We start from the raw sequence: 12,424 nt of genomic DNA on the forward strand, positions 1-12,424 counted from the left end.
ACGCTCAGCGCGGAATGAGCGCGAGGCGATGCTTCAGCCGTGCCATCTGTGCGGCGAATTGATCCCGGCCGAGCTCCGTCTCCCTGGCTAGCTGCTGCAATCGCTGTTCACCCGCTTCGCGCAGACGCTCGCGGGTCCCCTCGGTCCGAAGGTTGAGGATTGCGTCGGCGAGCGAAGCCGGATCGTCATAGTCGAACAGGATGGCGGCGCCGCCGGCTTGCGTTTTGAACGCTTGGGGATAGATGACGGGTGTTCCGACTGCCCAGGCCTCCAGCGGTGGCAGGTTGGTTGGGCCGAAGTAGCTGGGCATGACCAGCGCGGCGGCGCCGCGATAGAGGGCGCCGAGTTCGGAGGATTCCACGAAGCCGAGGATCGAGACCTGGTCTGCAAGGCCATAGGCCGCGATCGAAGCTTCGATCTTGTCGCGTTCGCCGCGGTCCGATCCGCACAGCACCAGCCGCTCGATCCGGCCCTGGTCACGAAGCCTGGCCAGCGCGGCCAGAAGTGTGATGTGGTTCTTGTGGAGCCAGAACTGCGCCGGATAGAACAGGTAGTCCCGCTCCAGGCAGTATTTTCTCAGGACGGCTTCGTCGCGGGCTTTGGAGTCGTCGGCCGATGAGGCAACATAGATCGAAGGCGAGAACGGGATATGCACCATGCGCGATCTCTCTACGGCATAGCGCCGGGACAGATCCTCGACCAGTTCGGGCGCATTGACCACCACCAGAACCGCCTTCTTGCTTCCGAGTCCGAACAGGATCTCGCGCCGCTCGAACTCGCCGAACGTGCGCACTTCCGGAAACTCCGGCGCATCGCGATGACAGCCGTCGAAAATCGTGATGACGAAGGGAAGCTGATAGAGCAGGAGGTGCCGCTTCGACGTCGAGGTGAAGTGCACGACGTCGATCCCGTCCCGGACCAGCGCGCGTTCGAACGGGGATTTGAGTTTCAATCCGATCTGCACGAGATCGAATGGACCGCAATATTTAAGAAAGAGGAAGGCATGATCGAGGACGCCGAACTTCAGCAGCCGTGCCTCGATGCCGAACTCCTTCAGGATGCGCTGGGTCTGCGGATAAGGTGAGTACACTACGACTTCGTTGCGGGACTTCGTCGCCCAGTCGCGAAGCCAGAGCACGTCGTTCAGCGGTTGCTGAAATCCCCCGCCGACCTCGAGGGCTTGCTCCAGCATCACGGCCAGTCGCAACGGTCTCACGGCGAGGGTCTCTTTCTGGCGATCGAATAGGCAGCCCAGCTCCTCGAGTTCGGCGCGGCTTGCGACAGCCAGGCGTAGCTGCCGTCCGGTTGAAATCCGCTGGCCTGGAGCGAGGCTTCGATCTCGAACGGAAACCAGTAGCGCATGCGGTGTGTTTCGTCGACGCGCCGGATCGTGGCGCGATCGATGTTCTCGCAAAAGAGGGTGTAGTTCACGAAGACTGTCGCGTTGAGTTCGTCGTGCGTGGATTGCGCAATCCGGGTCAGCCGCAGCGGATGGCGCTGGATCTCCTTGACGCGCGTCTCGACGCCTTGGGCGAGCACGGCTCCCCCGTACCAATAGTCGAAGAAGAATATACCGCCCGGCTTCAGTGCCGCGTGAGCGGTCCTGAACATTCTCTCGAGCCTTTCGCGGTCGTTCTGGTAGCTCGCGACATGGAATAGAGACACCACGGCGTCGTAGCCATGCTCCGGTCCGGCTTCGCAGGCGTCGCCCTGGCGGAAGGGAATGATAAGTCCCGCCTGTTCGGCGCGGGATTTTGCCCGCGCGATCATTTCGTGGCTGAGATCGATGCCGGCAACGCTCCAGCCGCGCCGTGCGAATTCGATCGCATGCAGCCCGGTACCGCAGCCGAGGTCGAGCACCTTGCCGGATGCAATGCCGTGGTCGCGCAGGCGCCTCTCCACAAAATCCACCTCCGAAGCGTAGCTCTTGTCTTCGTACAGCAGGTCGTACCAGGGCGCGTATTCCGCGAAGACCGTCACGCCAAAATCTCCTGGAGGGCCTGCGCCGAGCGGGCTATCTCCGCTTCGGTCAATGCAAGGCCGCTCGGCAGATAGAAGCCCCGGCGGGCGATGCGCTCGGCGTGTGGGTGCGCCTCGTCCAGCATGTATCCCATCCGGCGCAGCACCGGCTGCTCGTGCATGCACCAGAAGAACGGCCGCGTGCCAATGCCCTTCTCGGCCAGGCGCCGCATTGCCTCCTTGGCATCGAACGGGACGTCGTCGTCGAGGACGATCGCATAGACCCAGTAGATGTTGTCGGCGTAGTTGGTGCGGGCAACGGGACGGCGGATGCCGGCCACGCCCTCGAGGTGCTCGTCGTACAGTCTGCCCAGCTTGCGCTTGAGCTCGACAGTGCGCGGCAGCTGCTCGATCTGTGCGACCCCGAGCGCGGCCTGCAAATTGGTCATGCGCGCATTCCATCCCAGCTCTTCATGAACGAAGCGCTGTTGCGGTTGGAAGCAGAGATTGCGAAGGCTTTGCAGGCGATCGGACAGCGCGTCGTCGTCGGTGAGGATCATGCCCCCTTCGCCGGTCGTGACGTGCTTGTTGGGATAGAAACTGAAGGTCGAGACATCGCCGAAGCTGCCGCAGGGCGCGCCGCGATAGGTCTGGCCGTGCATCTCCGCAGCGTCCTCGACGATCTTCAAATCGTGCTTGCGGGCCAGCGTCAGGATCGGATCGAGATCGACAGGCAGGCCATAGATGTGAACCAGCATGATCGCGCGCGTGCGCGGTGTGATCGCGGCTTCCACGCCCTCGACGGTCATGTTCCAGGTGCCAGGATCGCAATCCACCCCCACCGGGACGAGGCCGGCTCGGACCACGGCAGCGGCGCAACTGATGATCGTGAAAGTCGGAATGATGACTTCAGCGCCCGGCTCGAGTCCGAGAGCGTGGACGGCAATGTCGAGCGCGACAGAACCATTGGTCACGGCAACGCCGTGGCGCCGTCCCGCGACCCGCGCCATCTCCGTTTCGAAGCGCTTGATGAATGGGCCCTCGGAGGAAATCCAGCCGGTGCGGACGCATTCGGCGAGATATTCAGCCTCGTTTCCATCCAGCAGGGGCGTGTTGACGGGAATGAATGAGGTCACAGGCCCGGACCCTTGATCCGTATCTCCGAAGCGGCTGCCTCCTCAAACCTCGTCTTGTCGTTCTCGCCGGAGTAGGGGCCTTGCTTGATCTCGAGCATTTCGATCGGCTCGAGGACGCGAAACCCGTGCGCGCCGCTGCAGAGCAGGATGACGTCGCCAGAACCGAGCAAGCGGCTCTCGAGGTATTCTTCGCCCACCGTGTAGAAGTCGACTTGAAGTTTCCCCTTCTGGATGAAGAGAACCTCCTGCGTGTAGTGCACCTCGCGCGTCACCTTGTTGTGACGATGCGGCGCGATGCTCTTGCCCTGAGGATGGCTCATGAAGGCGAGTTGCTGCGACAATTCCGGTGTCGAGAAGAAGTGGATGCCCGGCTCGCGAAACGAAGCGCGCACGATGATCGCGTAGAGCTGGTCGCCGAATCGGACATGTTCGACGTGTTCCATCAGGGCTTTTCCAAAATTCGGATTGTATTACAACGCCTTAGCGTTATTTCGCGGCAACTTTGGCCATTTTCCCCGGAATCGTCAAGGGTAACGCCGGGTTTTTCGAAGTTCGCAGCGCCTACCGAACAAGCTGCAAAATATCCTGCACGCGATTGCGAAACGTGTGATCTGCCAACGTCCGCTTCTGTCCGTTTGCGGCGATCGCCGCGCGCGATTTGTCGTCTCTGAGATAACGCCCGATCGCTGCCGAACAGTCCTCGGGGGATCGCCAGGCAACAACGTCTCGATCCGGTTCGAAAAGAGTATGCAAGTTCTGCTTGAAGTCCGTCAGAAGAAAAGCGCCGACGCCGGTGGCTTCGAATAACCGCATGTTTCCTGCTTCATCGCCGGCGATGTCGATATGCGAGTTCAGGTTGATCCGCGACCGCCTGAGAACCTGGTACATCTCCGAGCCCCACACTTCGCCTTGAAAACATCGCCGGAGCGGTGAGGTCGCCGGAACCGAGCTTGAAATATTGCCCCATAGCTTGAGATCATGGCGCTCCGCAATGAACTCCAGAAGCGCAACCCGCTCCCGGTGATCTTCGGATACCGAACCAACAAACGAGACGTCGACATCCGGGGAGGGCGGAGCAGGCAGCGCGTTCAGGACGGCCGGCTCGAACGCTAGGTGAGAGACCTCTGCACGAACATCGGCGGCTCGAAATGCCCGGACAACCCGGGGCAACTGCGACAGCATCAGGTCGTAGGCACCCCAATCTTCTCCCTTGGTGGGCTCGATGCCGACCTGTCCGATGACGACCCGCACGCCCATGTCCCTGATGCGCCGCACCAGGTCGGTGGTTACGTAAAAGACATCCTGGTTGAGGACGAGGTCCGGCTTGAACTCCTCGATCTGGGCGAGCAGAATCCGTTCGGCTTGCTCGCTCAGCCGTGGACTCAAACCCAGACGTCGGGCCAACGGCCGCAAGGCCGGTTTCAACGGTGCGATGGTACGCTGGAGCCATCCCGGCAATCGCTGCTTTCGGCTCGCGCCGAGATCGGCCCCGGTGTCGAGTGTCATGCCATGCTCACCGGCCCATGCCGATTGCAGCCAAAGATTGTTGACATGAACATCGGCGGCCGGGTGACCCAGCGCTGCGAAACTGCGTGAATAAAAGTCCGCCACACCGAACAGGCTCGCGTTGCGCGCGGCCATTTGTTCCGCGTAACCGTCTCTCTCCAATCCGGGATGGCGGCCGTATAACCACGACAGAAACCGCGGGTAGTCGGCATTCAGGATAAGCACGCGCATTCGGTTCAGACTCTTGCCTTGAAGCCCGCTTCGGAAGCTCCTGCGAATGGTAGCCGCGGTATGATGTACCACAGGAGAAACAGAAGAGCGGTGCCGTTCGTGACCATCAGAACTGTAAGCGGTACATTGAGGAAAGCTTGCGCTACCATTCCACTCGACAGGATGACAAACCGGGGCGGGAGTCCTTCGGACGTCTGATTCCCGACCGACAGCACCAGTCCGGCAAGAAGTGCACTTGCCGGCGCCCATGCGCTACCGACCGAAGCGATCCCCTCGGTGGCAAGCAGGGAGGCGTTCATATTTCCGACGGGATAGTTCTTCGAGATGACGAGCAGGAGCTGCTCGTCGTAGGGGCACGTCATCAGATACTTCAACACGGATATCTGGCAGAAATGCGTAATCTCGTGCCGCGAAAAGAAGTCGTTGTAGACGTCGATCGCGACCGACGGAAAAGCGATCATCCGGAAGTTGATCGTTCCAAAATAGTTCAGGAAGAGCGACTCGGAGATCAAGCCTCCGCTTGACAGCACTGCCAGGACGAGACCGACCGCGATCGGTCCGAGCAATGACACGATCACCGCGATCCTCGCTTCAAGATAGGTGGAGACAAGCAGGAGGAAGCAAAGCCAAACCGGCGCGAACAGGGCCGTCTTGGTGAGGGTCACGGGATAAAGTGCGACGCAGAGAAGCAGCGTCGCCGCCGCCAGCAGGCGCGCCCGCATCTCGACGCAGCATGCAAAGGCAAACGGCAGCAGAGCCCCGAGCGTGATGCCCATTGCGTATTGGAGGGGGGTGGGAAATTTCAACTGGTCACGGAACTGATAGATGTCCGAAAGCCCGACCAGCTTGAAGTTGTAGAAGATGCCGGTCGCAATGATCGCCAGCGTCGCGACGATGATGGCCGCGATGAGTCGGTGAAGGCCCCTGATCGAGACAACCGGCTTGATCTTGATCGGCCATTTCAGGAAGAGCGCGGGGGCCAGAAAAGCAGCGGTGGAAGCGATCGCCGAAATGACGGGAAATTTGCGGTCGTAGCCGAGTTGGGAAAAGGGAGTGAGCCAAAGGTAGCCGAGGGTCACGGTGTAAAGGTAAAATGAGAGAAGGTAGCCGAAGCTGAACTTTGCGAAGATCATGGCGATTGCAAGCGCTGCAATCGGAAGTGAGAGAAGTGCCGCTTCGTAAATGCGGTTACTGCTCCAGGTGAAGAGGTGTAGATACCCATACAGTTGCAAGACGACGACGAACGAGATGCAGCAACAGATCGTGTGAACGGCAAATAGCGCGGGTGCGAGTGTCTTACGCGGCAGTTTCTCGGAATTATCGGAGAATTGCATCATTATGACTCTTGAGGGGAATGGACCCAGCGTCTCGCAATGCTGCGCTCGGTGTCACGTACCACAGGAAAAACAGGACGGCGGCGCCGTTGGTCACGAGCGCGATGGCGAAGGGCACGTTCAGAAAAATATGAAGCTGCAGGCCGCTCGATAGCAGGACAAAACGTTCGGGTAGTCCGGCAGACACGCGGCTTGCAAGGCCGATAACGAGTCCGCATACGAGGGCCGAGACGGGAGCCAGCAGGGGACCCACCGAGGCAATGCCCTCGGTCGCGAACAGCGAGGCGTTGAAGTAGCCGAGATGATACGTCTGCTCCATGTAGACGGAGAGCTGCTCCTTATAGGGGCACGACAGCAGAAATTTGACCAGCCCGACCTGGCAAAAGCGGGTGAGCTCATGGGTCGAAAAGAAGTCATTGTAGAAATCGAGCGCGCTTGCGGGCATTCCGATCATTCGAAAATTGACCGTTCCGAAATACACCAGGAACGGGTATTCCGGCAGGAGGCCGAGCTTGTGCAGCAGGGCCAGCAGTACACCCGCGAGGACGGGCAGCAATAGCGAGAGAATGATCGCAACACGGGCCTCGAAGTAGATCGACAGCACGGTGAGAAACAGCAGCCAGACCGGTGCGAGCAGTGCAAGTTTGGTCAGCGTGACGAGATAAAAGAGCCCAAGAAGCAACAAGCACAGTGCTGCATATCCGTATCGTCTCAGCTGGACAAAGCCGGCATATGCAAACGGCAGGAGAGCGCCACAGACGATCCCGATGGCGTACAGGAGGGGTTTCGGAAGCACGATCTGGTCGCGATATTCATAGATATCGAGCGGGCTGACGAATTGACGATTGTAGGACGCTCCGATGGCCAGGACGACGCCCGCCACCGCCAGAATGGCGAACAAGAACACAAGGAATTGCCCGCCTGTCAATTCGAACTTCGGGAGGCGAACCGGAAGGTTCAGCAGCAGCGCGGGCGCGAGAAACGCAACTCCTGAAATGAAGGCAGAAATTGCTGCTGTGCGGTGATCATATTGAAAGGTCGAGCGCTCGAGAAGCCAGAGGTAATCCAGGATCAGCGTGAAGAGGTAAAAGCCAAGCGCGTAGCCGAAACTGAAGGGGCGAATCGTGAAAAGGATCGATAGCAGCGCAAATGGAGCGGCCGTCAGGGTGGCGCCCAAAACGTGAGAAACGCTGTTTTCTGCCAGGGGCAGCAGCCGTCGATAGTATTCGGCAACGAAAATCAAAGAGATACAAGAAGTTATCACGTGACAAACGACGAGACTGGGTAGCCAGTATCGAAAGCCGGAGGACGATACCGAAACGTCGGTGATTTTCATTGGCGAGGTTACTATCCCGTACGCTGGTGCGCGCTGCGTAACACGGAAGACCGCACGTGGCCACAGACCTCGGGTCTGGCCCATGATCGGTGGTGGATGTTGATTTCGGGTTGTGTTGGGGGACGGAGCGCGACGGAACAGATCGAACTTTCGCCGCCCCTTGAACGGCGGTAAGAGCAGCTCAAAACGCGCCTTGGTCCGAGGTCACGACGGCACCTTACGAACGCATTATTGGCTTGATCAACAACGAAATTTTCGAATATAGGCTGTAACTTCAGGGCTTTGTTGAATGCTCGGTAATGGCGGGCCACGCGAGGGTGATTGGATGATCAGATTCGGCTTGCTGGGCTGCGGGCGCATCGCGAAACGCCACGCGGAACTCCTGGGCGGCAATCACATCGATCGGGCGAGCCTGGTCGCCGTTTGCGACAACGTCAAACCTCGCGCCGATGCGTTGGCGGCGAAGTTCGGGGTTCCCGCCTATGAGGACCTGAACGAGATGCTCGCGCGCACGGACATCGATGCTGTCGCGGTTCTGACGCCGAGCGGCATGCATCCGCAGCACGCCATCGCGTGTGCGCGCGCGGGAAAGCATGTCGTCGTCGAAAAACCGATGGCGCTCAGGTTGCAGGACGCCGATGACATGATCCGCGCTTGCGACGAGGCGGGCGTGAAGCTGTTTGTCGTCAAGCAGAATCGCTTCAACGTTCCGGTCGTCAAGGCGCGCGAGGCGCTGGACGCCGGCAGGTTTGGCCGCCTCGTACTCGGCACCGTGCGCGTGCGCTGGTGCCGAGATCAGGCGTATTACGATCAGGACGCATGGCGCGGCACCTGGGCCTATGACGGCGGCGTGCTGACCAATCAGGCCAGCCACCACGTTGACATGCTGGAATGGTTCTTCGGGGACGTGGTGAGCGTGCACGCCCGGGCAACGACGGCCCTGGTGAAGGTCGAGACCGAAGACACCGCGGTGGCGACGTTGAAATTCCGCAATGGCGCGCTCGGTATCATCGAGGCGACCACGGCGGTTCGTCCGAGAGATCTCGAGGGGTCCCTTTCGATCCTTGGCGAGAAGGGCACGGTCGAGATCGCGGGCTTCGCGGTCAACCAGATCAGGCACTGGAATTTCGTCGACGAGTTGCCAAGCGATAAGGTTGTCATCGAGAAGTTCTCGGTCAATCCGCCCAACGTCTACGGCTTCGGGCACCAGGCTTACTATCAGCACGTCGTCGACTGCCTGTTGCATCAGAGCGCCGCACTGGTCGATGGCCTGCAAGGTCGCAAGAGCCTCGAACTGATCTCCGCCCTCTACGAGTCGATCGAGACGGGGCAGGAAGTCGCGCTTCGCTTCGAGCCGCGGCGGAGCAAGCTCGGTGTGATCTCGTGAGCGGTACGCCGCAGGTGCACCAGGTCGCCGTGCGCGACGTCAAATTTGGCGAGCGCGTCAAACTGGTGGAGCCCTGCAATCTCTACGGCTGCGAGATCGCCGACGACTGCTTCGTCGGCCCGTTCACCGAGATACAGGCCGGGGCAAACGTCGGTGCGCGAACCCGTGTGCAATCGCATGCCTTCATCTGCGAACTGGTGTCGATCGGCGAGGATTGTTTCGTCGGACATGGCGTGATGTTCATCAACGATACGTTTTCCACCGGTGGGCCGGCGCGCGGGCGCCGTGAATTGTGGCGCGCGACGAAGATCGGAAATCGGGTTTCGATTGGCTCGAATGCCACCATCATGCCGGTATCCATCGCCGACGACGTCGTGATCGGAGCCGGCTCCGTGGTCACGAAAGACATCACCGAGCCCGGCAGCTACGCCGGAAATCCCGCCCGCCGCCTTAAGGGCAAGACCTAGGGGACAGTATTCATGCCGGTACCTTACGCGGATCTCGGGCTGCAATATCAAGCGATCAAGGATGAGATCGACGGAGCGATCGCTGCGGTCATTCGCGACAGCGCGTTCATCCGCGGGCCGTATGTCGACGCCTTCGAGCGGGAGTTCGCCGAGGCGGCGAGCGTCAAGCACTGCGTGTCCTGCGCGAACGGCACCGATGCGCTCTACCTTGCTATGGCGGCGCTCAAGGTCAAGCCGGGCGACGAGGTCATTACGACCGCGCATTCCTGGATATCGACGTCCGCGATGATCACGCATGCCGGTGCGCAGGTCGTGTTCTGCGATACCGACGGCGAGACCTTCACGATCGATCCTGCGGCAATCGAGGCGGCGATCACGCCGCGGACCGTCGGGATCATTCCGGTGCATCTGTACGGTCAGCCGGCGGACATGGACGCCATCATGGCGATCGCGCGCAGGCACGGCCTCTGGGTCGTCGAGGACTGTGCCCAGGCGCATCTGGCACGATACAAGGATCAGCCGGTCGGAACCTTCGGCGCGGCCGCAACCTATTCATTCTATCCCGGCAAGAATCTCGGAGCATTCGGCGATGCGGGCGCGATCGTGACCGACGACGCGGCGCTGGCCGAGCACATGACCATGCTCGCCCGTCACGGCGGCCTCGTGAAGCACAAGCATCTGATCGAGGGCATCAACAGCCGGCTGGACGGGATGCAGGCGGCGATCCTGTCGGCCAAGCTGAAGCATTTGAAGGCCTGGACCAAGGCGCGCCAGGATGCTGCTGCGGTCTACGATGCCGGTCTCAACCAACTCGATGGCGTTGAGGTGCCTCGTGTCGCGCCAGACCGCACCCACGTCTATCACCTCTACACGATCAAGCACGACAAGCGCGACGCGCTTGCAGCCTATCTCGGGAAAAACGGGGTGCAGACCGCGGTCAACTACCCGACAGCGCTGCCGCTGCTGCCCGCTTATGCGCGATTTGCGCATCGCCCCGAACAGTTTCCGAGAGCGTTTGAAGATCAGGGCAAGATCCTGTCGCTGCCGATGTTCGCGGAGATCACCCGCGAGCAGCAGGACGAGGTCGTCGGCTTGATCAAGAACTTCTAGCCGTCAATCGCGCGCAGGCGCCGTACGATGTCCCGATAGCGCTGCGTCGAGGCCTGTTCGCTGTATTTTAGCGCGGCGACGGCCGCCAACCGGCCTCTCGCAAGCGTCGCCAAACGATCGGACGCGGCTTCGGATATCGCCTGTGCGAGCCTCGCGGAATCTTCCGGAGGCACGATCCAGCCGATGTTGTCCTCGGCGACCGCAAGCCCGGCTTCCGCATTCGGCTCCGTTCCAACGATAACGGCGCGGCCGACGGCAAGGAAATTGTAGAGGCGGCTCGGAATCGAAACGCCCGCGACGTTGCGGCGGTAGGGGATGGTCCAGGCGTCCGCCGCTGCCAGAAACTCGGCGAGCTGTTCCTCCGGCACGGGATCCAGCAACGTGACGTTCTCTAGGTTCTCCGCGGCCTGAAGCGTCTTCAACTCGCTCCAGCCGATGCCCCAACCTGACAAAACGAAGTGGATGTTCCTATCGTGGCGCAGAAGCCGCGCGGCATCGAACACGGTGCGGGGTGCATGCGTGAAGCCGAGATTGCCGCAGAGACCGACGACGAACTTTGCCGAAGCGGGTCTCTTGAAGCGGCCGCCCTCGTCGGGCTCCCGGAAGCCGATCGGCAGCAATGTCCAATTGGGCACGAATTGAATGCTCTCGGCGCGCAGGCGGGGATAGCGCAGCAGCAGCGGGGCCACGTCGCGGCCGATCACGACGATCGCGTCGAGGGATCTGAACAGCCAGGCATTGGCGATGCGCAGGATGCGCGTGGTGAGCGATGTCTGCCGCGCCATGCCGGCGGCCACCAGGGCCTCCGGATAGAGATCGTAGATCAGGAGCGTGGTCCTGGCGCCCCGCAGCCTTGCAGCCAGCGTGATGGTGTAGGGCAGGGTGAAGGGGCTCGTGACCGACATCACAACGTCGCCCGGCCGAGCGCGTCTGTAGACGGCCCAGAACATGCGCAAAGCCAATGCGGAGCTTGCGATGAGACGTCTTGCAAGCGCGTGCTTGGGCGGTTTCCAGTTCGCGATCTCGACGATTTCGGGCGGGTTGCCGCCGGTCGCTGCCGGTCTTGCGGAGCCGGATGTTCCCGACAGGACGACGGTGGGCATGTCGAGCGCAATTGCGTTTGCGATCGCGCCGAGATAGGTCGCTGTCGTGCTCGAATCCGGCGGATAAAACTCCGTTGCGAGGATGAAGTTGGGAGCCGTCTTCACGAGACTATCCGCGTACCAGCAGCGGCAGGATGAAATCCCGCAGATTTCCACCCGCAAAGAGATGGCCGGGCATTCCGGCGGCGCGCGCTGCCTCGATGTCCGACGGCCGGTCGCCGACCACGAAGCTCCTGCCGACGTCGACGGGAAACTTTTTCAGGAGGTCCACGATCATGCCGGGCTCCGGTTTGCGGCGATCGCTGCTGCGCCGGTAGGAGGCGACCGATCCGTCCGGGTGAAACGGGCAATATTCGAAGGCATCGATCCGCGCATCGTGGGTCGCCAACTGCGCCGCCATCCAACCGTGCAGACGATGGATGTCGGCTTCCTGATAGAATCCCCTCGCTACGCCGGACTGGTTGGTGATGACGAAGGCGAAATAGCCGGCATCGTTGATCGCCTTCACGGCCTCGATGGCGCCGTCGATCCAGCGGAATTTGTCGATCTCGAACAGGTAATCGCTGTCGACGTTCAGGATGCCATCGCGGTCTAAGAAAACGGCAGGGCGCAGCACCTGGTCGATCGCCGTGCTCTCTCGATCTCGGGACATTTCAGCTCGGAATTGCGTTCTCTATGGGGGCGGGCAAGCCTCGGAAGCAGCCCGGTCTCCCCGGCCGCTCAATATCACGATTGTGTTCCGGGTCCAATTGGTCCCTCCGCGCCTGGTCTGCCGGTTTCCGGCCTGTTCCCCGGGGTTGACCCGGGGGACGATATGTCCAAGAAGAAGTTCGGGATGCGCTTCGCCCGGCGCCT

At 61.0% G+C, this 12,424-nt stretch carries 12 protein-coding genes; 3 read left to right on the forward strand and 9 right to left on the reverse strand.

Annotated features, from left to right (window positions below; translation table 11 throughout):
- Positions 1 to 4: 4 nt before the first annotated feature.
- From WHZ77_RS10540 to WHZ77_RS10570, 7 genes are all read right to left on the reverse strand, one after another.
- Positions 5 to 1,216: a glycosyltransferase family 4 protein gene (locus WHZ77_RS10540; RefSeq protein ID WP_375313614.1), complete on the reverse strand. Its 1,212-nt coding sequence runs from the start codon at positions 1,214 to 1,216 to the stop codon at positions 5 to 7.
- Positions 1,213 to 1,980 (reverse strand): class I SAM-dependent DNA methyltransferase, encoded by a 768-nt coding sequence (locus WHZ77_RS10545; protein ID WP_375313615.1) that lies wholly within the window; start codon positions 1,978 to 1,980, stop codon positions 1,213 to 1,215. The genes WHZ77_RS10540 and WHZ77_RS10545 overlap by 4 nt, the downstream gene beginning before the upstream one ends.
- Positions 1,977 to 3,095, reverse strand: a complete 1,119-nt coding sequence (locus tag WHZ77_RS10550) for a DegT/DnrJ/EryC1/StrS family aminotransferase (RefSeq protein ID WP_375313616.1) — start codon at positions 3,093 to 3,095, stop codon at positions 1,977 to 1,979. Before WHZ77_RS10550 ends, WHZ77_RS10545 begins: the two co-directional genes overlap by 4 nt.
- Entirely contained in the window at positions 3,092 to 3,538 is a 447-nt protein-coding gene (locus WHZ77_RS10555; protein WP_375313617.1) for a cupin domain-containing protein, read from the reverse strand. The genes WHZ77_RS10550 and WHZ77_RS10555 overlap by 4 nt, the downstream gene beginning before the upstream one ends.
- A gap of 118 nt (positions 3,539 to 3,656) precedes the next feature.
- On the reverse strand, positions 3,657 to 4,832 hold the full coding sequence (locus WHZ77_RS10560) for a glycosyltransferase (protein ID WP_375313618.1): 1,176 nt from the start codon (positions 4,830 to 4,832) through the stop codon (positions 3,657 to 3,659).
- A gap of 5 nt (positions 4,833 to 4,837) precedes the next feature.
- Positions 4,838 to 6,169, reverse strand: coding sequence for a hypothetical protein (locus WHZ77_RS10565; protein WP_375313619.1), 1,332 nt, complete (start codon positions 6,167 to 6,169; stop codon positions 4,838 to 4,840).
- Positions 6,150 to 7,502, reverse strand: a complete 1,353-nt coding sequence (locus WHZ77_RS10570; RefSeq protein ID WP_375313620.1) for a hypothetical protein — start codon at positions 7,500 to 7,502, stop codon at positions 6,150 to 6,152. Before WHZ77_RS10570 ends, WHZ77_RS10565 begins: the two co-directional genes overlap by 20 nt.
- 325 nt (positions 7,503 to 7,827) lie before the next feature.
- On the opposite strand from WHZ77_RS10570, the gene WHZ77_RS10575 reads away from it, so the two are divergent.
- From WHZ77_RS10575 to WHZ77_RS10585, 3 genes are read left to right on the forward strand one after another with little or no spacing between them, the layout of a single operon-like run.
- Entirely contained in the window at positions 7,828 to 8,889 is a 1,062-nt protein-coding gene (locus WHZ77_RS10575) for a Gfo/Idh/MocA family protein (RefSeq protein ID WP_375313621.1), read from the forward strand.
- Entirely contained in the window at positions 8,886 to 9,356 is a 471-nt protein-coding gene (locus tag WHZ77_RS10580; RefSeq protein WP_375313622.1) for an acyltransferase, read from the forward strand. Before WHZ77_RS10575 ends, WHZ77_RS10580 begins: the two co-directional genes overlap by 4 nt.
- Before the next feature lie 12 nt (positions 9,357 to 9,368).
- Positions 9,369 to 10,466, forward strand: a complete 1,098-nt coding sequence (locus WHZ77_RS10585) for a DegT/DnrJ/EryC1/StrS family aminotransferase (protein ID WP_375313623.1) — start codon at positions 9,369 to 9,371, stop codon at positions 10,464 to 10,466.
- Here WHZ77_RS10585 and WHZ77_RS10590 read toward each other — a convergent pair.
- Both WHZ77_RS10590 and WHZ77_RS10595 read right to left on the reverse strand, forming a co-directional pair.
- On the reverse strand, positions 10,463 to 11,674 hold the full coding sequence (locus WHZ77_RS10590; RefSeq protein ID WP_375313624.1) for a glycosyltransferase family 4 protein: 1,212 nt from the start codon (positions 11,672 to 11,674) through the stop codon (positions 10,463 to 10,465). The genes WHZ77_RS10585 and WHZ77_RS10590 overlap by 4 nt on opposite strands.
- 4 nt (positions 11,675 to 11,678) lie before the next feature.
- On the reverse strand, positions 11,679 to 12,221 hold the full coding sequence (locus WHZ77_RS10595; protein ID WP_375313625.1) for a D-glycero-alpha-D-manno-heptose-1,7-bisphosphate 7-phosphatase: 543 nt from the start codon (positions 12,219 to 12,221) through the stop codon (positions 11,679 to 11,681).
- Positions 12,222 to 12,424 lie beyond the last annotated feature (203 nt).

The sequence above is a fragment of the Bradyrhizobium sp. A5 genome, assembly GCF_042076515.1.
Taxonomy (GTDB): domain Bacteria; phylum Pseudomonadota; class Alphaproteobacteria; order Rhizobiales; family Xanthobacteraceae; genus Bradyrhizobium; species Bradyrhizobium cosmicum.